This window comes from Streptomyces sp. NBC_00536 (assembly GCF_036346295.1).
Lineage (GTDB): Bacteria > Actinomycetota > Actinomycetes > Streptomycetales > Streptomycetaceae > Streptomyces.
Genome location: NZ_CP107819.1, coordinates 4,883,912 through 4,905,514 on the forward strand (window position 1 = coordinate 4,883,912; position 21,603 = coordinate 4,905,514).

General features: G+C 73.1%; 22 protein-coding genes. 16 read left to right on the forward strand and 6 right to left on the reverse strand.

The genetic code is table 11. The annotated features are described in order from the left end of the window. Positions 1-251: 251 nt before the first annotated feature. The 8 genes from OHS33_RS21675 (at position 252) to OHS33_RS21710 (ending at position 8,542) form a co-directional block, all read left to right on the forward strand. Complete coding sequence (locus OHS33_RS21675; protein WP_330332047.1) at positions 252-1,037, forward strand: hypothetical protein; 786 nt, start codon at positions 252-254, stop codon at positions 1,035-1,037. A gap of 130 nt (positions 1,038-1,167) precedes the next feature. Beyond that, positions 1,168-3,018, forward strand: coding sequence for a glutamine--fructose-6-phosphate transaminase (isomerizing) (glmS, locus tag OHS33_RS21680; protein ID WP_330332048.1), 1,851 nt, complete (start codon positions 1,168-1,170; stop codon positions 3,016-3,018). 25 nt (positions 3,019-3,043) lie between these two features. Continuing rightward, positions 3,044-3,412, forward strand: coding sequence for a holo-ACP synthase (locus tag OHS33_RS21685; RefSeq protein ID WP_330332049.1), 369 nt, complete (start codon positions 3,044-3,046; stop codon positions 3,410-3,412). 97 nt (positions 3,413-3,509) lie between these two features. Further along, positions 3,510-4,952: an NAD(P)H-hydrate dehydratase gene (locus OHS33_RS21690; protein WP_330332050.1), complete on the forward strand. Its 1,443-nt coding sequence runs from the start codon at positions 3,510-3,512 to the stop codon at positions 4,950-4,952. A 380-nt stretch (positions 4,953-5,332) separates the two neighbouring features. Then, on the forward strand, positions 5,333-6,472 hold the full coding sequence (gene alr, locus OHS33_RS21695; protein WP_330332051.1) for an alanine racemase: 1,140 nt from the start codon (positions 5,333-5,335) through the stop codon (positions 6,470-6,472). Positions 6,473-6,540: 68 nt separating this feature from the next. After that, entirely contained in the window at positions 6,541-7,713 is a 1,173-nt protein-coding gene (locus OHS33_RS21700; protein WP_330332052.1) for an alpha/beta fold hydrolase, read from the forward strand. Further along, positions 7,673-8,215 (forward strand): tRNA (adenosine(37)-N6)-threonylcarbamoyltransferase complex ATPase subunit type 1 TsaE, encoded by a 543-nt coding sequence (gene tsaE, locus OHS33_RS21705; RefSeq protein WP_330332053.1) that lies wholly within the window; start codon positions 7,673-7,675, stop codon positions 8,213-8,215. Before OHS33_RS21700 ends, tsaE begins: the two co-directional genes overlap by 41 nt. 141 nt (positions 8,216-8,356) lie before the next feature. Then, positions 8,357-8,542 carry a hypothetical protein gene (locus tag OHS33_RS21710; RefSeq protein ID WP_330332054.1) on the forward strand — a complete coding sequence of 62 codons (186 nt, stop codon included), beginning with the start codon at positions 8,357-8,359 and terminating at the stop codon, positions 8,540-8,542. A gap of 62 nt (positions 8,543-8,604) precedes the next feature. Here the strand turns inward: OHS33_RS21710 and OHS33_RS21715 are convergent, their stop codons facing one another. Next, positions 8,605-9,168 (reverse strand): hypothetical protein, encoded by a 564-nt coding sequence (locus OHS33_RS21715; RefSeq protein ID WP_330332055.1) that lies wholly within the window; start codon positions 9,166-9,168, stop codon positions 8,605-8,607. Between the two features lie 108 nt (positions 9,169-9,276). On the opposite strand from OHS33_RS21715, the gene tsaB reads away from it, so the two are divergent. The 5 genes from tsaB to OHS33_RS21740 all read left to right on the forward strand — a co-directional run bounded on the left by tsaB (position 9,277) and on the right by OHS33_RS21740 (position 12,738). Then, on the forward strand, positions 9,277-9,939 hold the full coding sequence (gene tsaB / locus OHS33_RS21720; RefSeq protein ID WP_330332056.1) for a tRNA (adenosine(37)-N6)-threonylcarbamoyltransferase complex dimerization subunit type 1 TsaB: 663 nt from the start codon (positions 9,277-9,279) through the stop codon (positions 9,937-9,939). 53 nt (positions 9,940-9,992) lie between these two features. Beyond that, a complete protein-coding gene (gene rimI / locus OHS33_RS21725; protein WP_330335142.1) occupies positions 9,993-10,487 on the forward strand; it encodes a ribosomal protein S18-alanine N-acetyltransferase in 495 nt (164 codons plus the stop codon). Then, positions 10,480-11,643 (forward strand): tRNA (adenosine(37)-N6)-threonylcarbamoyltransferase complex transferase subunit TsaD, encoded by a 1,164-nt coding sequence (gene tsaD / locus OHS33_RS21730; protein WP_330332057.1) that lies wholly within the window; start codon positions 10,480-10,482, stop codon positions 11,641-11,643. The genes rimI and tsaD overlap by 8 nt, the downstream gene beginning before the upstream one ends. Further along, positions 11,640-11,921, forward strand: a complete 282-nt coding sequence (locus tag OHS33_RS21735; protein WP_330332058.1) for a hypothetical protein — start codon at positions 11,640-11,642, stop codon at positions 11,919-11,921. Before tsaD ends, OHS33_RS21735 begins: the two co-directional genes overlap by 4 nt. A 100-nt stretch (positions 11,922-12,021) precedes the next feature. Next, positions 12,022-12,738, forward strand: a complete 717-nt coding sequence (locus OHS33_RS21740; RefSeq protein ID WP_330332059.1) for a hypothetical protein — start codon at positions 12,022-12,024, stop codon at positions 12,736-12,738. On the opposite strand, the gene OHS33_RS21745 is transcribed toward OHS33_RS21740, so the two are convergent. Further along, a complete protein-coding gene (locus OHS33_RS21745; RefSeq protein WP_330332060.1) occupies positions 12,668-13,852 on the reverse strand; it encodes a THUMP-like domain-containing protein in 1,185 nt (394 codons plus the stop codon). The genes OHS33_RS21740 and OHS33_RS21745 overlap by 71 nt on opposite strands. Before the next feature lie 136 nt (positions 13,853-13,988). On the opposite strand from OHS33_RS21745, the gene OHS33_RS21750 reads away from it, so the two are divergent. The 3 genes from OHS33_RS21750 (at position 13,989) to OHS33_RS21760 (ending at position 16,667) form a co-directional block, all read left to right on the forward strand. Next, positions 13,989-14,903, forward strand: coding sequence for a polysaccharide deacetylase family protein (locus OHS33_RS21750; protein ID WP_330332061.1), 915 nt, complete (start codon positions 13,989-13,991; stop codon positions 14,901-14,903). After that, positions 14,900-15,799 carry a polysaccharide deacetylase family protein gene (locus tag OHS33_RS21755; RefSeq protein WP_330332062.1) on the forward strand — a complete coding sequence of 300 codons (900 nt, stop codon included), beginning with the start codon at positions 14,900-14,902 and terminating at the stop codon, positions 15,797-15,799. The genes OHS33_RS21750 and OHS33_RS21755 overlap by 4 nt, the downstream gene beginning before the upstream one ends. An 85-nt stretch (positions 15,800-15,884) precedes the next feature. Next, positions 15,885-16,667, forward strand: a complete 783-nt coding sequence (locus tag OHS33_RS21760) for a GNAT family N-acetyltransferase (RefSeq protein ID WP_330332063.1) — start codon at positions 15,885-15,887, stop codon at positions 16,665-16,667. A 13-nt stretch (positions 16,668-16,680) separates the two neighbouring features. On the opposite strand, the gene OHS33_RS21765 is transcribed toward OHS33_RS21760, so the two are convergent. Genes OHS33_RS21765 through OHS33_RS21780 form a run of 4 tightly spaced genes read right to left on the reverse strand, consistent with a single transcriptional unit; the run spans position 16,681 to position 21,396 of the window. Further along, positions 16,681-18,069 (reverse strand): FtsW/RodA/SpoVE family cell cycle protein, encoded by a 1,389-nt coding sequence (locus OHS33_RS21765; RefSeq protein WP_330332064.1) that lies wholly within the window; start codon positions 18,067-18,069, stop codon positions 16,681-16,683. After that, entirely contained in the window at positions 18,057-19,274 is a 1,218-nt protein-coding gene (locus OHS33_RS21770) for an LCP family protein (RefSeq protein ID WP_330332065.1), read from the reverse strand. The genes OHS33_RS21765 and OHS33_RS21770 overlap by 13 nt, the downstream gene beginning before the upstream one ends. 57 nt (positions 19,275-19,331) lie before the next feature. Continuing rightward, complete coding sequence (locus OHS33_RS21775) at positions 19,332-20,714, reverse strand: sensor histidine kinase (RefSeq protein ID WP_330332066.1); 1,383 nt, start codon at positions 20,712-20,714, stop codon at positions 19,332-19,334. Continuing rightward, on the reverse strand, positions 20,707-21,396 hold the full coding sequence (locus OHS33_RS21780; protein ID WP_330332067.1) for a response regulator transcription factor: 690 nt from the start codon (positions 21,394-21,396) through the stop codon (positions 20,707-20,709). Before OHS33_RS21780 ends, OHS33_RS21775 begins: the two co-directional genes overlap by 8 nt. Positions 21,397-21,603: the final 207 nt, after the last annotated feature.

A 21,603-nucleotide genomic window follows, 5' to 3' on the forward strand; every position in this document is an offset into this window, starting at 1 on the left:
GGTCACGGCACCACGAAGAGACAGTTGAACTGACGGGCAGCCCCCGGAACCCCACCGACCCCGGACGCTCGAAGCACAGGCAAGAGCGGCGCAGCCGCGCCCCGGCGGAGCCGGGGTGGGGGTCGGGTATCGCCATGGTCACGATTACCGGCCGCGGTTGGATATTGCAGTACGCCAGTGCGAATTTACTCGTACATTACTCAGGCTGCGCTCATGCAGAGATCATTTTTGAGTCATAGGGGAGATTCATCGTGCGTTCCACCCTCGTCCGCCGTTCCGTCCTGACCGCCTCGGCGGTGTCGCTCGCGCTGCTGGTCACCGCTTGTGGTTCGGACAAGGCGGCGAAGGACGAGCCGAAGGGCGGCGGCGCGTCGTCGGCCGCTCCGTCCGCGCCGGCCGCCGACCCGGCGGCGAAGGCCAAGACCGCCGCGGAGCTGAAGGCGCAGCTGGTCACGCAGGCCGACCTGGCGGAGTACAAGGTCAAGGAGGCCGCGCCGGACGAGGTCACCGGCGCTGCCGCCGCGTACGCCACCACCAAGGCCGAGTGCCAGCCGCTCGCGCAGGCGATGTCGGGCGCCGGGGTCGGCAAGTCCGTGGGCAGCGCGGCGACCAAGGTCAGCAGCGTTCCGAAGGCGCCCGCCGCGGACGCCTCCCCGGAGGAGAAGCTCAAGGCCATCAAGGACGCCGCGGGCGTGACGGTCACGATGGTCAGCCTGAGCTCCTACGACGGCAAGGGCGCCGCCGATGCCTTCGCCGCGGTGAAGGCCGCGGGCACCGCGTGCGTCGCCGGCTACCCGGGGGCCAAGGAGTCCGACACCGGCAAGGTCACGAAGGTCACCGAGGGCACCCCGGTGAGCGCCGGTGACGAGGCCGTCGCCTTCGCCGTCGAGCGCGACGCGGACGGCGACAAGCTCGCCACCCAGCTCGTGGTGGTCCGCAAGGGCAACACCCTCGCGTCCTTCTACTCGCTCTCCCCGCTGACCGCCGCCGCGCAGCCCAAGGCGATCGTCGACGCGCAGGTCAAGAAGCTCGGCTGATCCCGGTCGAGGAGCCCGGCTGATCCCGGGTCAGAGCACGTCGAACCCGCCCCGGCACACGTGCCGGGGCGGGTTTTTCGTCCGGTTCGGGTACCGGGCTGAGCGCTGCCCGCGGCGTAGGGTGCCGCCTATGTGCGGAATCGTGGGTTACGTGGGAGCGCAATCTGCGCTCGATGTGGTCATCGCCGGACTCAAGCGGCTGGAGTACCGGGGCTACGACTCGGCGGGTGTCGCCGTGCTCGCCGACGGAGGGCTCGTCTCCGTCAAGAAGGCCGGCAAGCTGGTCAATCTGGAGAAGGAACTGGTCGGGCATCCGATGCCCGCCGGTTCCACGGGACTCGGGCACACCCGGTGGGCCACCCATGGCGGGCCCACCGACCTCAACGCCCATCCCCACCTGGACAACTCCGGGCGCGTGGCCGTCGTGCACAACGGCATCATCGAGAACTTCGCCGTACTGCGGGCCGAGCTGACGGAGCGTGGGCACCGGCTGGAGTCCGAGACGGACACCGAGGTCGTCGCCCACCTGCTGGCCGAGCGCTTCGCCGAGGCGGGCGGGGACCTGGCGGAGGCGATGCGGCGCGTCTGCCGCCTGCTGGAGGGCGCGTTCACGCTGGTCGCCGTGCACGCGGACGCCCCGGACGTGGTGGTCGGCGCGCGCCGGAACTCCCCGCTCGTGGTGGGCGTTGGAGAAGGCGAGAACTTCCTTGCCTCGGACGTGGCCGCCTTCATCGCCCACACCCGGTCCGCGATCGAGCTGGGGCAGGACCAGGTCGTCGAACTGCGCCGCGACGGGGTCTCGGTGACCAATTTCGACGGCTCGGCCGCCTCCGTGCGGGCGTACCACGTCGACTGGGACGCCTCCGCCGCGGAGAAGGGCGGCTACGACTACTTCATGCTCAAGGAGATCGCCGAGCAGCCGAAGGCGGTCGCCGACACCCTCCTCGGCCGGATCGACGCGAGCGGCTCGCTGACCCTGGACGAGGTCCGCATCCCCGCCTCCGTCCTGCGCGAGGTCGACAAGGTCGTCATCGTGGCCTGCGGTACGGCGTACCACGCGGGCATGATCGCGAAGCTGGCCATCGAACACTGGACGCGGATCCCCTGCGAGACGGAGCTGGCCAGCGAGTTCCGCTACCGGGACCCGATCCTCGACCAGCGCACCCTCGTCATCGCCATCTCGCAGTCCGGCGAGACGATGGACACCCTGATGGCGCTGCGCCACGCGCGGGAGCAGGGCGCGAAGGTGCTGGCCGTCTGCAACACGAACGGGTCGACCATCCCGCGCGAATCCGACGCGGTCCTCTACACGCACGCCGGGCCGGAGGTCGCCGTCGCCTCGACCAAGGCGTTCCTGACCCAGCTGGTCGCCTGCTACCTGGTCGCGCTGTACCTCGGGCAGGTGCGCGGGACGAAGTGGGGCGACGAGATCCGGGCGGTGATCCGCGAACTGTCGGACATCGCGGGCGCTGTGGAGACCGTACTGGAGACGATGGAGCCGGTCCGGGAGCTGGCGCGGTCGCTCGCGGACAAGAACACCGTGCTGTTCCTGGGGCGGCACGTCGGGTACCCGGTGGCGCTGGAGGGCGCGCTCAAGCTCAAGGAGCTGGCGTACATGCACGCCGAGGGCTTCGCGGCGGGCGAGCTGAAGCACGGGCCGATCGCGCTGATCGAGGAGGACGTGCCGGTGGTGGTCGTGGTGCCCTCGCCGAAGGGCCGGTCGGTGCTCCACGACAAGATCGTGTCGAACATCCAGGAGATCCGGGCCCGCGGGGCGCGCACCATCGTGATCGCGGAGGAGGGCGACGAGGCGGTGGTCCCGTACGCCGACCACCTGATCCGGATCCCGGCCACGCCGACGCTGCTCCAGCCGCTGGTGGCGACGGTGCCGCTGCAGGTGTTCGCCTGCGAGCTGGCGACCGCGCGGGGCAACGAGGTGGACCAGCCGCGTAACCTCGCCAAGTCCGTGACGGTGGAGTGAGCGAAGCGAGTTCGGAGTCCGATAAGTGATCATCGGTGTGGGGATCGACGTGGCCGCGATCGACAGGTTCGCGGAGTCGCTGGAACGGACGCCCCGGCTGGCGCGGCGGCTGTTCGTCGACGCGGAGTTGATCCTGCCGAGCGGCGAGCGGCGCGGAGCCGCCTCGCTCGCCGCCCGGTTCGCCGCGAAGGAAGCCCTGGCCAAGGCGCTCGGCGCGCCCGGCGGGATGCTGTGGACCGACGCCGAGGTGTACGTCGAGGCGAGCGGGCAGCCGAAGCTGCGGGTCACCGGGACGGTGGCCGCGCGGGCGCAGGCGCTCGGGGTGCGGTCCTTGCACCTCTCGCTCAGCCACGACGCGGGGGTGGCCTCGGCGGTGGTGGTCGCCGAGGGGTGATCGCCGAGGGGTGATCGCCCAGGGGTGAGGGGGCGCCTCGTGCTTGCAGACCGTTGATTGCCGGGGGCCGGGGCACGTCGTCGGGCACGCTGGGGGCATGCGAACTGCTTACAGCGTGGAGACCGTACGGGCCGCCGAGCGCGAGCTGATCGCGCGGCTGCCCGAAGGAACCCTGATGCGGCGGGCGGCGGCCGGACTGGCCACCGTCTGCGCCGGGCTGCTCGGCCGGGTCTACGGGGCGCGCGTGGCGCTGCTCGTGGGCACCGGGGACAACGGGGGCGACGCGCTCTACGCGGGCGCACGCCTGGCGCGCAGGGGCGCGGGCGTGACGGCCGTGCTCCTGGACCCCGAACGGGCGCACGCGGGCGCACTGGCCGCCCTGCGCGCCGCCGGGGGCCGGGTGGCCGAACGCCTGCCGGAGCGGGTGGACCTGGTCGTGGACGGGCTGCTGGGCATCGGCGGCCGCGGCGGGCTGCGCCCGGCGGCGGCCGCACTGGTGGCGCGGGTGCCGCAGGGCGTCCCGGTCGTCGCGGTGGACCTGCCGAGCGGGGTGGACGCGGACACCGGCGAGGTCGCGGGGGCGGCCGTACGGGCCGACGTGACCGTGACCTTCGGGGCGTACAAGCCGGGGCTGCTGATCGATCCCGGGGCCTCGCGGGCCGGAGTGGTGCGGCTGGTGGACATCGGGCTGACGCTGCCGGAGCCGGACGCAGCGGCGGCGCGGGCCCTCCAGCACGCCGACGTGGCCGCGCTGCTGCCCGCGCCGACGGCTTCGAGCGACAAGTACCGGCGCGGGGTCGTGGGCATCGTCGCCGGGTCCGCGCAGTACCCGGGGGCGGCCGTGCTGTCCGTCGCGGGCGCGCTGCGGGGCGGGGCGGGGGCCGTGCGGTACGTCGGGCCCGCGCACGCGGCGGAGATGGTGCTCGCGCGGTACCCCGAGACGCTGATCGGGCGCGGGCGGGTGCAGGCCTGGGTGATCGGGCCGGGCCTGGGCGCGGGGCGGGAGGACGAGGTCACGGAGCTGCTCGCGACGGCGGCCGCGGAGGGGGTGCCGGTGCTGGTGGACGCGGACGGGCTGCGGGGGCTGTCCGGGCCGGGCGCGGGGGCGGTGCTGCTGACGCCGCACGCGGGGGAGGCGGCGGCGCTGCTCGGGGTGCGGCGGGCGGAGGTGGAGTCGGCGCGGCTGGCGTCCGTACGGGAGCTGGCGGGGCGGTACGGGGCCGCGGTGCTGCTGAAGGGATCCACGACGCTGGTCGCGGGGCCGGGGGGCTCCGGCGGGCCGGTGCGGGTGAACGCGACCGGGACGCCGTGGCTGGCCACCGCCGGCAGCGGTGACGTGCTGTCGGGGCTGGCCGGGTCGCTGATGGCGGCGGGGGTGGGGGCGGTGGACGCGGGCTCGGTGGCGGCGTACCTGCACGGGCTGGCGGGGCGGCGGGCCTCTTCGGCTGCGCCGGTGCTCGCGCAGGAGGTGGCGGATGCGCTTCCGGGTGCGTGGCGGGACGTGCTGACCCCGCCCGTGCCCGGCCTGGGCGGCGCCTGAGCCGTCCCTGCGGCCCGGTGGGGCCTCCGGCGGGTCCTCAAACGCCGGACGGGCTGGATTTGGCTGAGCCTTCGTTCCAGCCTCGTCGGAGTTTCAGGTGCCCCCTCTAAGCCTGGCTGGCGCCTGAGCCGTCCCCCTCCAGCCTCGCCGGCGTTTGAGGCGCCCCCGGAGGGCGTGCGGGCCGCGGCCGCTCACGACGGTTGGTCCCCGGGGTGCGGCCGGGTGGGGCCTCCGGCGGGTCCTCAAACGCCGGACGGGCTGAATTTGGCTGGGCTGGTCCCGCCGGTGCGGGCGGCCTCGCCGGGGTGGGACGTGGTCAAGGTGTGGGCTCCTTGGGTGCTTGAGCGGCGCGCTGGTGGGGTTCTGAGACACTTGCGGCGATGAACGAGACACCGCCGCGCGTACACGCCGAGATCGATCTTGACGCCGTACGGGGGAACGTGCGCGCTTTGCGCGACCGCGCACCCCGGGCCGAGCTGATGGCCGTCGTCAAGTCGGACGCCTATGGTCACGGGGCCGTGGCCTGTGCCAGGGCTGCCCAGGAGGCGGGCGCGACCTGGCTCGGCACGGCGACCCCGCAGGAGGCCTTCGCGCTGCGCGACGCGGGCATCACGGGCCGGGTGATGTGCTGGCTGTGGACCCCGGGCGGGCCCTGGCGGGAGGCCATCGAGCGGGATGTCGATGTGTCCGTGAGCGGGTTGTGGGCGCTCGAAGAGGTACGGGCCGCTGCGCGCGCGGCCGGGCGCACCGCCAGGATCCAGCTCAAGGCCGACACCGGCCTCGGCCGCAACGGCTGCCAGCCCGCCGACTGGGCCGAACTGGTCGGCGAGGCGGTCGCCGCCCAGGCCGAGGGCACCGTCAAGGTCACCGGCGTGTGGTCGCACTTCGCCTGCGCCGACGAGCCCGGCCACCCCTCCATCCAGCTCCAGCTGACCGCCTTCCGCGACATGCTCGGCTACGCCGAGAAGGAGGGCGTGGACCCCGAGGTCCGGCACATCGCCAACTCGCCCGCCACCCTCACGCTCCCCGAGAGCCACTTCGACCTGGTGCGCTGCGGCCTCGCGGTGTACGGCGTCTCGCCCGCCCCCGAACTCGGCACGTCCGCCCAGCTCGGGCTGCGCCCCGCGATGACGCTCAAGGCCTCGGTCGCCCTGGTCAAGGACGTACCCGGCGGCCACGGCGTCAGCTACGGGCACCACTACACGACGCCGGGGGACACCCGGCTGGCCCTGATCCCGGCCGGGTACGCCGACGGCATCCCGCGGCACGCCTCGGGCACCGGCCCGGTGCTGGTCGGCGGGGAGTGGCGGACGGTGGCCGGGCGGGTGGCCATGGACCAGTTCGTGGTCGACCTCGGGCCCGGCGCGGACGTCCGCTCCGGCGACGTGGCCGTCATCTTCGGCCCGGGCGACCAGGGCGAACCGACGGCCGAGGACTGGGCGCGGGCCGCGGGGACGATCGCCTACGAGATCGTCACGCGGATCGGGTCCCGGGTCCCCCGGGTGCATCTGCATGAGTGATGAGTGATTGCCATAGTTGTTTGTCCGGTACGTCTGGGTTTCATGGCTGAGTGCTGAGTGAGGTCGGCGTGAGCGAGAACTGGCGAAAGGCGGGCTGGGCGGGCGCCGCGATCGGCGTCGTGGCGGCGGGTGCGGCGGCCGGAGTGGCCGTCGAGCGGCTCACGGTCGGCCGCGGGATCCGGATGAAGGCGCGCCTCGCGCTCGACGCGTCGGGCCCCTACGGCACCCTGCGCGGCACCGAGGGCACCTGCCGGGCCGAGGACGGCACCCTGCTCCACTACGAGAGCGACGAGCTGCCCGAGGACGGCGCCAAGCGCCGCCGCCTGCGCCGCAAGCCCGCCCCCGCCGCCACCGTCGTCTTCTGCCACGGCTACTGCCTCGCCCAGGACTCCTGGCACTTCCAGCGCGCCGCGCTGCGCGGGGTGGTCCGCGCCGTGTACTGGGACCAGCGCAGCCACGGCCGCTCGGCCCGCGGCCTCGCGCAGGCCGACGGCGAACCGGTCAGCATCGACCAGCTCGGCCGCGACCTGAAGGCGGTCATCGACGCCGCCGCGCCCGAGGGCCCGCTGGTCCTCGTGGGCCACTCCATGGGCGGCATGACGATCATGGCGCTGGCCGCCCAGTACCCCGAGCTGGTGCGCGACCGGGTGGTCGGCGTCGCGCTCGTCGGCACCTCCAGCGGCCGGCTCGGCGAGGTGACCTACGGGCTCCCCTCCGTCGGGGTCAGCGCGGTGCGGCGGGTGCTGCCGGGCGTGCTGCGGGCGCTGTGCTCGCAGGTGGAGCTGGTGGAGAAGGGGCGCCGGGCCACCGCGGACCTCTTCGCGGGCATGATCAAGCGGTACTCCTTCGGCTCGCCCGACGTGGACCCGGACGTGGCGCGCTTCGCCGAGCGGCTGATCGAGGCGACCCCGATCGACGTGGTCGCCGAGTTCTTCCCGGCGATCATGCTGCACGACAAGACGGCCGCGCTGCGGCAGTTCGCGGACCTCCCGGTCACCGTGATAGCCGGCGACCGCGACATGATCACCCCGCCCGAGCACAGCGTGGCCATCGCCGCCGAGCTGCCCGACGCGGAACTGGTGGTCCTGGAGGAGACCGGGCACCTGATGATGCTGGAGCGCCCGGAGACCGTCACCGCGCTGCTGACCGGCCTGCTGGCCCGCACGGGCGCGGTCCCGGCAGCGGCTAACGTTGGCGGGCATGGAAGCACCGCTGCAAGCACCGCACGACCGGGCGGCTGAGGCCGCGACCGGCGCGACCCTGATCACGATCGACTCCCCCGAGGGCATGGGGGACCTGGGCCGCAGGCTCGCCGCGCTGCTGCGCCCCGGCGACCTCGTCCTGCTGACCGGTGAACTCGGAGCGGGCAAGACCACCCTGACCCGGGGCCTCGGCGAGGGCCTCGGCGTGCGCGGGGCCGTGACCTCGCCGACCTTCGTGATCGCCCGGGTCCACCCGCCGCTGGCCGGCGGTCCGGCGCTGGTCCACGTGGACGCGTACCGGCTCGGCGGCGGGCTGGACGAGATGGAGGACCTGGACCTCGACGTCTCGCTGCCCGAGTCCGTGGTCGTCGTCGAATGGGGCGACGGCAAGGTGGAGGAGCTGTCCGACGACCGGCTGCACGTGGTGATCGCCCGCGCGGTGGGCCACGAGGAGGTCCTCGACGACATGCGCCAGGTGTCGGTGTACGGGGTGGGCGCGCGCTGGGCTGACGCGGGCATCGAGGCGCTGGCCGGTTCTTAGGGATTCCAGCAGGGTACCGACGGGTACCGACAAGTCGTCGGCAAAATGTTGCGCCGATGGCGGGGGCCGTGATGACATGGTACCGAGAGTCGGTTAGGCATGCCTAACTTCGACGGTCGGTCGAGCGCCCAGGAGGCAGCCATGTCGGCAGAAGAGCGAGTTTCCCGCCCGTCCGCCGCGCCCGCCCCCGGACCGTCGATGGGCGCGCTGCTCGCCGCGTGCCGGGCCGCCACCGCCGTGTCGACCCCGCCCAGGCGGCCGGTCGAGTCCGCGCCCGCCCCCACGCCCGTACGCACACAGGCCGCTCCGGAATCCGAAGCGGCCTGAGTCGTATTCATCTGATCCGCGTCACCCGTACGGGTCAATCCCGGCGGTCTCGCGTCACGCCGTCACGCGACGACGACGACCCGCGTGCCGATCGTGGCGAAGTTCCACATCGTGTCGCCGTCGGCCTTGTTCATGCGGATGCCGCCGGTCTTCTTCGTGGCGTCCGGCTCCGGCGTCGCGCCGTCCTTGCGGGCGCTGAAACCGATCACGACCCCGTCCGTCGTCGCGAACCGCACGATGTGCTCGACCGCCGCGCCGTCCGACCCGGTGACCGAGCCCTGGCGCGTGTCGACCGAGTAGCTGCCGGCCTTGGGGTGCACCGTGCTCGGCATCACCGTGAAGGTCTTCGTCCCGACGCCGTCCTCGCCCACCAGCCAGACCCGCTTCTGGGACACGGAGTAGACCACCCGTACGCCCTTGCCCGAATCGGCCGGCACCGGACCCGGCTTGCCCGGCGCCTCGGGCGCGGCGGACTGGCTCGGGGCGGCGGAGGCGGGGGCCGGCTGCTTGGGGGCCGCGACCGGGCGGGCCGGGGCGCTCGCCGACGCCTGGTAGCCGAGGAAACCGACCGCTGCCAGTGCCGCGGCGATGAGCCCGGCCACGATTCCCGAGCTGCTGCGTGCCACCTTGCTCCACCTCTCACTGCCGCTGGTACACCCGCGCTGACGGTAGCAGCCGGGGTGCCGCCCAACCGGCCGCGAGGGGCCCGGGCCGCGGAGTCGTAGGCTGTTCGCGTGCTCTTGCTCGCTGTAGATACCGCCACGCCCGCCGTCACCGTCGCCCTGCACGACGGTGCGTCCGTCATCGCCGAGGCGCACCAGGTCGACGCCCGCCGCCACGGGGAGCTGCTGCTGCCCACCGTGGACGAGGTCCTCGCCCGGGCCGGGCTGGGGCTCGACGCCGTGACCGGCATCGTCGTGGGCGTCGGCCCCGGCCCGTACACCGGGCTCCGCGTCGGCCTCGTCACCGCCGCCACCTTCGCCTCCGTCCTCGGCGTGCCGGTGCACGGCCTGTGCACCCTCGACGGGCTGGCCTACGCCGCCCAGGAGGCCGGGATCGAGGGCCCCTTCGCGGTGGCCACCGACGCCCGCCGCAAGGAGGTGTACTGGGCGCGGTACGAGGACCCGCGCACCCGGGTCACCGAACCCGCCGTGGACCGCCCGGCCGACATCGCCGAGCAGCTCGCCGGACTGCCCGTGGTCGGCGCGGGCGCGCTGCTCTACCCCGGCTCCTTCCCGGACGCGCGCGCCCCCGAGCACCAGTCGGCCGGCGCCCTGGTCTCGCTGGCCGCGGAGCGGCTGGCGGCGGGGGCGGAGTTCCTCCCGCCGACCCCGCTCTACCTGCGCCGCCCCGACGCCCAGGTGCCCAAGAACTACAAGGTGGTCACGCCCCAGTGACGGCCCCGAGCGCCCCGAGCGCGCCGCCCGCCCCGGCCGTCCTGCTGCGCGAGATGCGCTGGTGGGACATCGGGCCCGTGCTGGAACTGGAGCACGAGCTGTTCCCCGAGGACGCCTGGTCCGCGGGGATGTTCTGGTCCGAGCTGGCGCACGCCCGCGGCCCGCTGGCCACCCGCCGCTACGTCGTCGCGGAAGAGGCGGGCAGCGGCCGCCTGGTCGGCTACGCCGGGCTCTCCGCCGCCGGTGACCTGGGCGACGTACAGACCATCGCGGCGGCCCGCGACCAGTGGGGGACCGGGCTCGGTGCCCGGCTGCTCACCGATCTGCTCGCCGCCGCCACCGCCTTCGAATGCGCCGAGGTGCTGCTGGAGGTACGGGTGGACAACATCCGCGCCCAGCGGCTCTACGAGCGCTTCGGCTTCGAGGCGATCGGCTTCCGGCGCGGCTACTACCAGCCCGGCAATGTCGACGCCCTCGTGATGCGACTCTCCGATCCCGCAAGCTCCGTATCCACAGACGGACCCGTACAAGGTGAATCCCATGGCTGACGAACCGCTCGTCCTCGGTATCGAGACGTCCTGCGACGAGACCGGCGTCGGTGTCGTGCGCGGCACGACCCTGCTCGCCGACGCGATCGCGTCCAGCGTGGACGAGCACGCGCGCTTCGGCGGGGTCGTGCCCGAGGTGGCCTCCCGCGCGCACCTGGAGGCGATGGTCCCGACCATCGAGCGCGCGCTGAAGGAGGCCGGGGTCAGCGCCCGCGACCTCGACGGCATCGCGGTGACCGCGGGTCCCGGTCTCGCGGGGGCACTGCTGGTCGGCGTGTCGGCGGCGAAGGCCTACGCCTACGCGCTCGGCAAGCCGCTGTACGGGGTGAACCACCTGGCCTCCCACATCTGCGTGGACCAGCTGGAGCACGGCCCGCTGCCCGAGCCCACGATGGCCCTGCTGGTGTCCGGCGGGCACTCCTCGCTGCTGCTGGCCCCGGACATCACCAGCGACGTACGGCCGCTGGGCGCGACCATCGACGACGCGGCGGGCGAGGCCTTCGACAAGATCGCCCGGGTGCTCCAGCTCGGCTTCCCGGGCGGCCCGGTCATCGACCGGCTCGCGCGCGAGGGCGACCCGAAGGCGATCAACTTCCCGCGCGGACTGACCGGGCCGCGCGACGCGGCGTACGACTTCTCCTTCTCCGGCCTCAAGACGGCCGTGGCGCGCTGGATCGAGGCGAAGCGCAAGGCCGGCGAGGACGTGCCGGTGCGCGATGTGGCCGCGTCCTTCCAGGAGGCCGTGGTGGACGTGCTGACGCGCAAGGCGATCCGCGCGTGCAAGGACGAGGGCGTCGACCACCTGATGATCGGCGGCGGCGTGGCGGCGAACTCGCGGCTGCGCTCGCTCGCGCAGGAGCGCTGCGACGACGCGGGGATCATCCTGCGGGTGCCGCGGCCGGGGCTGTGCACGGACAACGGCGCGATGGTCGCGGCGCTGGGCGCGGAGATGGTCAAGCGGAACCGGCCCGCCTCGGACTGGGACCTGTCGGCGGACTCCTCGCTGCCGGTGACGGACCCGCACGTGCCCGGTACGTCGCATGAGCACGGGCATGAGCACGGGCATGAGCACGGGCATGATCACGGTCACGGTCATGGTCACGCGCACGATCACGACCATGTGCACGAGCTGAGCAAGGACAACTTGTACTCATGAGCACCACCATCGCCGTGATGTGGGAGGCCCGGGCGGCCGACGGGCGGGGCAACGAGCTGCTGGAATGGGCCCGTTCGCAGGTGCTCGCCCGCGAACCGGCGCGCCGCGAGGTGTTCCGGGCCCCGCAGGACCGGGTCCTGGTCATCACCTGGTGGGAGACCGGGACGGACGCGGCGGACGGCGGCGCGCGGGCGCTGCCCGAACTGCCGGAACCGGCCGCCGACCTGATCGCCCGGCCGGTGCACCGGTGGCGGTTCGAGTCCGTCGAGCTGACCTGAGACCGGCCCGGGGGCTGACCCGGGGCCGGTCCGGGGCCGGTCCGGGGGAGGCGGTGGACCCGGGGCCGGAGCGCTCCGCGCTGCCGCTATCGTCGTGCGCATGCCCCGCCGTGACCTGCCGCCACCGCCGCCGCCCGCACACTTGCGCGCATGGCTGGACGAGACCGCCGTCCGGGCCGACCGGGCCCGATTCCTGGGGGAGTTGGGGCGGCTGAGCCTGGGCACGGGGCGGCTGCTGCTGCTCTGGGCGGTCAGTGCCGTCTTCGCCCTCGGCTGGTCCTTCGTCGGCATGGCGCTGATGGCCTTCGAAGAGGGCACCATGGTCGAGGCGTTCGTCGGGGCCGTCTTCCTGGTGCTGGGCGCGGGGGTCCTCGTACCGGCCGGGTTCTGGTTCGTGTGGGGTGCCAAGCGGGACCGCCGGGTGCGCCAACTGCTGTGCGCGTGGGCCGAGTCGGGCCGTGATCCGGTGAGCGACGCCCGGCTGCGGATGCCGGGGCGGAGCCTGGGCTGGCTGCTGTCCTCGCTCGCCCTGTGCGCGCTCGGCCTGTGGGTGACCTTCGGGAGCGCGGGCGGCGCCCGGCCCGGCGCGGACACCTACGGCGAGGTGGCCTACCTGATGGGCCTCGGGATGATCCTGTGGATCACCGGGCTGCTGGGCGCCGGGAAGGCGGCCGCGCACTACCGGTGGGCGCTGCGGGCTTTCCGGCCGCGGGCGCGGCCGTCGGTCGCATCAGAGCCCGCCGCCGTCACTGCTCAGGTGCCCGCACAGGAGCGCCGATCAGCATCGAAGGAGCGCCCGCCACTCGGGTCAGGATGACCGTCGCGGAGTTCGGCCCCTGCGGCTTGACCTTCTTGCGCAGCTCCTCCGGTTCGATCGCGGAGCCGCGCTTCTTGACGGTCAGGATGCCCACCCCGCGCTCGCGCAGCAGCGCCTTGAGCTTCTTGAGGCCGAAGGGGAGCACGTCGGTGATCTCGTACGCGGTGGCGTACGGCGTCGCGCGCAGCTCGTCGGCGGTGATGTAGGCGATGGTCGGGTCGATCAGCCGCCCGCCGAGCTGCTCGGCGACCTCGGCGACGAGGTGGGCGCGGATGACCGCGCCGTCCGGCTCGTACAGGTAGCGGCCCACCGGTCCGGCCTCCGGGTCCGGCAGCGGGTCCTCGGTGCGCAGGGTGCGCGGTCCGGGGAGCAGGGTCGCCCGGATGGCCCCGGGCGAGGTCCCGAACCAGAGCACGGCCTCCTTGACATCCCCGCCGTCGGAGATCCACTCGGCCTCGGCCCCGTCCGGGACGGCCTCGTGCGGGATGCCGGGGGCGATCTTGATGGCCGCGTACTTCGCCGTACGGGCGGCCTCGACGGCCCAGGAAAGCGGCGGCGAGTACCCCTCGGGGTCGAAGATCCGCCCGCGTCCGCCGCGCCGCGCCGGGTCGAGGAAGACGGCGTCGTACCCGGCGGTGTCGACCTCGGTGACGTCCGCCTCCACGACCTCGATCAGACCGGCCAGCCCCAGCGCCTCGGCGTTGGCCCGGGCGACGGCGACGGTCAGCGGGTCCCGGTCCACGGCGAGCACCCGGATCCCGGCGCGGGCCAGGGCCAGCGCGTCCCCGCCGATGCCGCAGCACAGGTCGGCGACCGACCGTACGCCGAGGGCGGCGATCCGCTCGGCGCGGTACGTCGCCACGGCGGCCCGGGTGGCCATCTCGCCGCCGCCGGGCGTGAAGTACATCCGGTGGGCGTCCTCGGCGCCGAACTTCACCACCGCGCGCTGGCGCAGCCGGGCCTGCCCGAGGGCGGCGGAGACCAGGGCGGCCGGGTGGTCGCGGCGCAGCCGGGTGGCCACGGCGAGTTCCCGGGCCGGGTCGTAGTCGCGCAGCGAGTCGAGCAGGGCGCGGCCCTCGGGGGCGAGCAGGGCGGCGAATTCTTCGGGGTTCACGGCTCCATTGTCGGCCAGTGTGGGCCACTCGATGGATCGTCCGGGGACGGTCGCGGTGTCGTCGCGGGCGGGTGGTGCGCGGGTGTCAGGATGCGCAGCTATGCAGCTAGTAGGAAAAAACGGAAATAAGGCGCGTATGGGTCACCGAGTCGCGGGCACGCGCGGCCGGTACGGGGTGGCGCTGGCCGCGCTGCTGGTCGCCGCCCTCGGGACGGCCTGCGGCTCCACGGAGTCCGCCCCCGCGGTGAAGGACAAGAAGGCGAAGACGGCGGAGTCCGGCCAGAACGGCGCCTCCGGCGCCCAGGGCGGCGCCGCGGCCAACGCCAGGCAGCTCCAGCAGGCCCGGGCCCTCGCCGCCAAGAAGTGGGGGCTGGCCGCGGCACCGCTGGCCGCGCCCCCGGCGCCGAAGACCAAGCCGGAGATCACCTTCCGCAAGGGCTTCGAGGTGGAGGACGGCGACAACCTCCCGCCGGTCTTCACGACCGTGCCCACCGAGGACAAGGTCGTCTTCCTGACGATCGACGACGGTGCGGAGAAGGACCCCGAGTTCCTGAAGATGATGCAGGAGCTGAAGATCCCGTACACGGCGTTCCTCAGCGACTACCTGGTGCGCGACAACTACGCGTACTTCAAGCAGATGCAGTCGCAGGGCGTCTCCATCAACAACCACACGCTCAACCACCGCTACCTCCCCGCGCTCCCCTACGAGAAGCAGCGCCAGGAGATCTGCGGTATGCAGGACACGATCCAGAAGGAGTTCGGCAAGCGGCCCACCCTCTTCCGGCCGCCGTACGGCAACTACAACGACGACACGCTGCGCGCGGCGAAGTCGTGCGGAGTGAAGGCCGTCCCCATCTGGAACGAGGAGGCGTTCACGGACAGAATGGACTGGCGGGAAGAAGACAAGGACCTGCACCCGGGCGACATCATCCTCACGCACTTCCGGGGGCGGGAGGACTGGAAGGGCACGATGCCTGACATGATCCGCCAGGTGATGAAGACCGTCACGGCGAAGGGATACGCCGTGGCCCGCTTGGAGGATTACTTGTGAGCATCGCGCGCCGGTTGACAGCCGGAACGCTGGCGGCCGGCGCGCTCGCGCTGTCCCTTTCGGGGTGCGGGAACAGCGTGGACCCGATCGAGCGGCTCGGCCGCAAGACGGCGTCCGCCTCCGCCTCGCAGAGCGCGGAGGCGGGCGGTACGGGCGCGGGCAGCGGCAAGCCGTCCCCCGCGCCCTCCGCCGGCGCCTCCGCGAACGACGCGTACAAGAAGTGGGGCCTGGCCAAGCCGCTGGAGTTCGCGGCGAAGCCCGCGCAGAAGCCGCAGTTCCCGAAGGCCGGGCCGGGCAAGATACCCGTGGTGAACCGGATACCCGTGCCCGCCGGGGAGAAGACGGTCTTCCTGACCTTCGACGACGGCGCGGAGAAGAACCCCGAGTTCCTGAAGATGGCGGCGGACCTCAAACTGCCGATCACCATGTTCCTGACCGACGACATCGCCTCGTCGGACTACGGCCACTTCCAGTCGCTCCGCGACAACGGCTCGGCCAGCACGATAAACAACCACACGCTGAGCCACCCGAACCTGCCCACGCTGTCCTTCGCGGCGCAGAAGAAGGAGATATGCGGCCAGCAGGAACGCCTGGAGAAGCGTTTCGGCAAGCGGCCGACGCTCTTCCGCCCGCCGTACGGCAACTACAACGACGACACCCTGCGGGCCGCCTCGGAGTGCGGGCTCTCGTACGCGGTCTTGTGGCAGGCCTCGATGCAGATCAACAGCTTCCAGTACCAGGAAGGCAGCGCCCTGAAACCGGGTGACATCATCCTGGCCCACTTCCGCGGCCCGGCCGAGCTCAAGGGCTCGACGGAGATCGAGATGACGACCCGGATGCTCCAGCGCATACAGGAGCAGGGCTACAAGATAGGACGGCTGGACGACTACCTGTAGTCCACCGGTCCCCGGCCGGTCCACCGGTCCCCGGCCGGCGGAAAAGGCCGGGCGGCTCCGGCCCGGGCCTGGTTAGGGTGCGGGCATGCGTGCAGCGGAGTCCGGGATACAGCAGATCAGTGCCTTCATGTCCGGCTTCGCCCGGCGGCAGGCGGAGCGGACCGTCGACCTGCCCGGGGGGTTCGCGGCGCTCGATGACACCTTTCACCACTCCCATGCCGACAACCAGGTCGTCATCGACGATCCCGCCGCCCTGGACCCGGACACGCTGGCGGGGATCGCCGACGAGGCGCTGGGGCACCTGCCCTTCCGGATGGTCAGCGTCTTCGACGACGAGGGCGGGGCGGCCTGCGTCGAGCCGATGGTCCGCGCCGGGTACAGCCACATGACGCTGGTCGTGTTGCGGCACACCGGGCCGGTACCGACGGCGCCGTTGGTGCCTCCCGCCGCCGAGGTGGACCTGGCCGCGTTCCGCGAGCCGCTCGCCCGCCGCTGGCGCGGGTTCCTGCCGGATGCCGAGGACGAGGTCGTGGACCAGCTCGTGGACCGGCGCCGGGCCCGCTTCCGGGGCGCCGACACGGTGCGCTTCCTGGGCTCCCGTACCCCCGGAGGGGACGTCGCCGCCTGGGCCGACCTCTACCTCGACCCGGCCTCCGGCACGGCCCAGATCGAGGACCTGATGGCCGACGCGGCCCAGCTGGGCCGCGGCCACGGCGACGCCGTCCTCGCCGCGGCCCTGCGCACGGCCGCCGCCGCGGGCTGCGGTACGCGCTTCCTCACCGCCGACGGGGCGGACTGGCCCCGGCACTGGTACGCGCGCCGGGGCTTCGTCCCCGTGGGCCGGGGACACGTCTTCGAACGGGCCTGAGCCCCGCCAGCCCCTACGCGGCCAGCGTCGCCGGCGGCTCCGACATCGGCCGGGAGTCCGCCTCCCGCTGCCGTTCCGCGCTGTCGCTGATCCGGATCAGCAGCCCGATCATGATCCAGTTGGCCAGCAGGGAGGACCCGCCGCTCGCCAGGAACGGCAGCGCCTTTCCGGTGAGCGGGATCAGCCCGGTCACCCCGCCCGCGACCACGAACACCTGGAGCGCCAGCGCCGAGGCCAAGCCGACGGCCAGCAGCTTGCCGAAGGGGTCGCGGGCGCCGAGCGCCATCCGCAGCCCCCGCTGGGCCAGCAGCGCGTACAGCAGCAGCACCGCCATCACCCCGGCCAGGCCCAGCTCCTCGCCGACCGTGGTCAGGATGAAGTCGCTGCGCCCGGCGAAGCTGATCAGCTCGGGGTGGCCCATGCCCAGCCCGGTGCCCGAGACCCCGCCGGTGCCGAAGCTGAACAGCGCCTGCGCCGACTGGTCGGAGGTGATGCCCGGCGGCCGGGGGTCCTGGTAGTACGACAGCGGGTCCAGCCAGGCCGCGACGCGCCCCTTGACGTGCGGCTCGGTCGAGCCGACGACGAAGGCGCCGACGGCGGCCATGATCCCGCCGCACACGATCCAGCTGGTGCGCTCGGTGGCGACGTAGAGCATCACCACGAACACCCCGAAGAAGATCAGCGAGGTGCCGAGGTCACGCTCGAAGACGAGCACCATCAGCGAGACCAGCCACACCGTGATGATCGGGCCGAGCTGGCGCATCGGCGGCAGCCGCATGCCGAGGAACTTGCGCCCGGCCAGGGCGAGCGTGTCGCGGTGCAGCACCAGATAGCCCGCGAAGAAGACCGCGATCATGATCTTCACGAACTCGCCCGGCTGGAGCGACATCCCGAAGAGGATGATCCACCGCTTGGCGCCGTACTTGTCCGCGCCGAAGAACGCGGGCGCGATCAGCAGCACCAGCGAGACGACCATCGTGATGTAGATGAAGCGCTGGAGCAGGCGGTGGTCGCGCAGCAGCGCCACCACGCCCAGACAGGCCGCGACGCCGATCACCGACCACACCAGCTGCCCGGGCGCGACCGCCGTGGAGTTGTACCGCTCGATGTAGGACTGGTCCAGCCGGTGCAGCAGCACCAGCCCGAGCCCGGTCAGCAGCATCGCCAGCGGCAGGATCAGCGGATCGGCGTACGCCGCGAACCGGCGCACGCCGAGGTGCCCCACCAGCGACAGCAGCGTCATGCTGACCGTGAAGCCGGTGAGGTTGGCGGGCAGCTGGCCGTTCATCGCCAGGCTCGCGCTCACGTGCCCGGAGACGGTGATGGCGACGACCAGGACCAGCAGCAGTGCTTCCGTACGACGCCGGGCGCCCGAGGTCGTACGCGCGCTCAGTCCACGCACGGGATGCCGCCGCCGTCGATGGCGGACCTCTTCTCGGGCGAGGCGGCCGGGGCCGAATCCGGAGTGCTGGCACCCGGTGACGAGGATGCGGCGCCCGGTACGCTCGGGCTCGCGGAAGCCCTGGGCCCTATCTGCTCGGCAATGAGGCGCTTTATCTTCATATCGTCTACGACGTTGATGTCGGCCCCATGGTTGCTTCCGAACCCCTCGATGGGCAGTGTCGTGAATTCCACATGGCCGCCGGAGAGGTTCTTCGCCTGCTTGACGAAGGACATCAGGTCCCAGCCCTGATCGGTCACCACGTCCTGTTTCGCCGTGTCGATCAGCTTGAGCAGCTTCACCGGATCCGTGAAGGTCCCGCCGTCGTTCAGCTTCTTCGTCGCCCCGGCCAGGAACGCCTGCTGCCGCTTCGTCCGGTCCAGGTCACCGCCGTCCAGACCCATCCGCTGGCGGACGAAGGCCAGCGACTGCTGCCCGTTGAGGGTCTGCCGCCCGGCCGGGAAGTCCGCCCCCGAGTTCTTGTCCTTGGCCGGCTTGTTCAGACACACCGGTACGCCGCCCAGCGCGTCCGCCAGGTGGTAGAAACCGGCCAGATTCAGCTCGGCGAAGTGGTCGATCGGCACGCCCAGGAACGCCCGCACCGTCGCGATCGAGGCCTTGCGCCCCGCCTCGCGCCCCTCCCGCTCCAGCTCCCGCCGGTCCGTGACCCCCTGGCCGGACAGCTGCTCCTCGCGCTTCGCCTTGGCCCGCCCGTAGGCCTCCTTGATCTTCTGTTTGCCCGTGTCCCCGGGCACCCCGTGCATCGTCACGAAGTCGTCGCGCGGGACGGAGAAGGCCTTCGCCTTGCCGCCGTCCGCCGGCACGTGCAGCAGGATCAGGGTGTTCGTGTTGTAGCCGCCGATGTCGGAACTGCCCGCGTGCAGCTTGTCCAGGACCGCCTCCGGTAGCGGCTCGCCGTTCTGGTCGCGGCGGCTGTCCAGCCCCATCAGCAGGATGTTCAGGTCCCCGGACTGGGACTTCTCTGCGCCCTCCAGCGCCTTGGAGCTGCCGATGCTGCCCGCCAGATCGTCGTAGAGATACCAGCCCGTCGCGCCCACCAGCACGGTCAGCACGCAGCCGGTGAGCAGCAGCGTGCGCCCGATCCGGCGGTGCGGTCCCCGTGTCCCGCGGGTGCCAGGGTCCGTCTTCCTGCGATGCGCACTCATGCCAGTCGATGCTGGGGCACGGCCGCTGAAGGAAACCTGAGGGTCCTGAAGAGGCGTTCAGGAGGACCCGGCAGGAAGCCGCAGCACCAGCAGCGCCCCGCCCCCGGCGCCCCCGGCGGGATCCAGCGCCACCAGCTCGCCGCCGTGCGAGCGGGCGACCTCGCGGGCGATGGCCAGGCCCAGCCCGGTGCCGCCGCTGGCCCGGCCCCGGTCGGCGTCGAGGCGGACGAACCGCTCGAAGACCCGGTCCCGGTCCGCCTCCGGGATCCCCGGACCGTCGTCGGTCACCTCCAGCACATTCCAGCCATCGCGCGCGTACGCCCGTACGACGACCTCCGTACGGGCGTACCGCAGCGCGTTGTCCACCAGGTTGGCCAGCGCCCGCTCCAGCCGCGCCGGATCCCCGGCCGCCGGTACGGGCGCCCCCGCCACCACCCGCAGCCGCACCCGCGGCGCCCCCCGCCGGGCCGCGTCCTCCGCGGCCAGCAGCGCCAGGTCCACCGGCTCGGTGCGCGGCGCGGGCCGCCCGTCGAGCCGGGCCAGCAGCAGCAGGTCGGCCGCGATCCGCTGGAGCCGCTCGGTGTCGGCGAGGGCCGCCGCGACCGACTCCCGGTCGGGGTCCTCCAGCGCCACCTCCAGCCGGGACCGCACCGCGGCCAGCGGATTGCGCAGCTCGTGCGAGGCGTCGGCGGTGAACTGGCGCTGGCGCGCGTCGGAGCGCTCCAGCCGGTCCAAGGTGTCGTTCACGGTCCGGGCGAGGCGCGCGATCTCGTCGGCCCCGCCCGGGTCGGGCACCCGCCGGTCCAGCTCGCTCCCGGTGACCGCGGCCAGCGCGTCGCGGATCGCGGTGACCGGGCGCAGCGCGTGCCCGGCCACCCACCAGGCGAGCGCGGCGGCGAAGGCGATCAGCGGGGGAGCGCCGCCGAGCATCCCGTAGGCGACGGAACGGGTGGCGTCGTCCACGTCCCCGAGGACGGTCATCGCGTAGACGTAGTGCGCGGCGGTGCCCGCCGGGCCGGGGGCGCTGACCACCACCACCGCGCGCCGCTCACCGCCCCCGGGGGCCGGGGGCGGCAGGACGGCCGCGCGCGAATCGTCCCCGGCGGCGGGCCGCAGGGCCGCCAGCTCGGCGGCGAGCCGTCCGGGGTCCCCGGTGGACGCGGTGACCCGGCCCGCCGCGTCCAGCACGAACACCAGGTCCACCCCGCTCTCGGGGGCGGGCAGCCGGCCGGCGGGCAGGGCCCGGGTGTCGAGCTGGGCGGCCACCTTGCGGGCGGCGAGTTCGGTGCGGCCGGTGGTGTTCTCCAGCAGGTTGGCGCGCAGCACGCCGTAGAGCCAGATCCCGCCCACGGCCAGGACGGCCGCCATCGCGAGGGCGGCGCCGAGGGCCGCGCGGGCCCGGACGCTGCCCAGCAGCCTCCCCCGGGGGGTCTCAGCCACCGTCGGGGGCCATCCGGTAGCCGGTGCCGTGGACGGTGCGGATGGACCGGCGGCCGAAGGGGGCGTCGATCTTCCGGCGGAGCGAGGAGACGTAGACCTCGACGATGTTCGGGTCGATGCCCGCGGAGCCGCCGGGGGAGCGCCAGACCTCGTCGAGGATCTCCTGCTTGGCCACGGCCCGCCCCGGGTGCTCCATCAGGCAGGCCAGGACGCCCAGTTCGCGGGCGGTCAGCTCGATGTCCCGGGTGCCCCGGCGGCAGCGGCGGCCCTCGGGGTCCAGGAAGAGGTCACCGGCCTGGAGGGTGGTGCGCGCGGGGGCCCCGGCCCGCCGGGCCAGCGCCCGGACGCGGGCGCCCAGGACGACGAAGGAGAACGGCTTGGTCAGATAGTCGTCGGCGCCGGAGTCCAGGCCCTCCGCCTCGTCGTACTCGCCGTCCTTGGCGGTGAGCATCAGCACGGGGGTGGTGTCGCCGTGGGCGCGCATCCTGGTGCAGATCTCGTACCCGCTGAGCCCGGGCAGCATCAGGTCGAGCAGCACCACGTCGTACGGGCCGCCGCTGAGCGCGAGTTCCAGACCGCGGTGGCCGTCGTGCGCGACCTCGACCCAGTGCCCTTCGGCGGACAGGCCGCGCCGGAGGGACTCGGCCAGCCCCTCTTCGTCTTCGACCACGAGAATGCGCACGCGCCAAGCGTCACACACGTGGCCGCCGCAACGCCGGACGCGGATAATTGGCACTCCGCTTGACCGAGTGCTAATCGCCGGAATAGTCTCGGGCCTGGCACTCGCCACCGGTGAGTGCCAACAGCGCGACAGGCAGGTCCGGCTCCCGCGACGACGGAACCACCTGGTCGCCACCCCAAAACAGTTAACCCCGTGAGATCTCCGAAG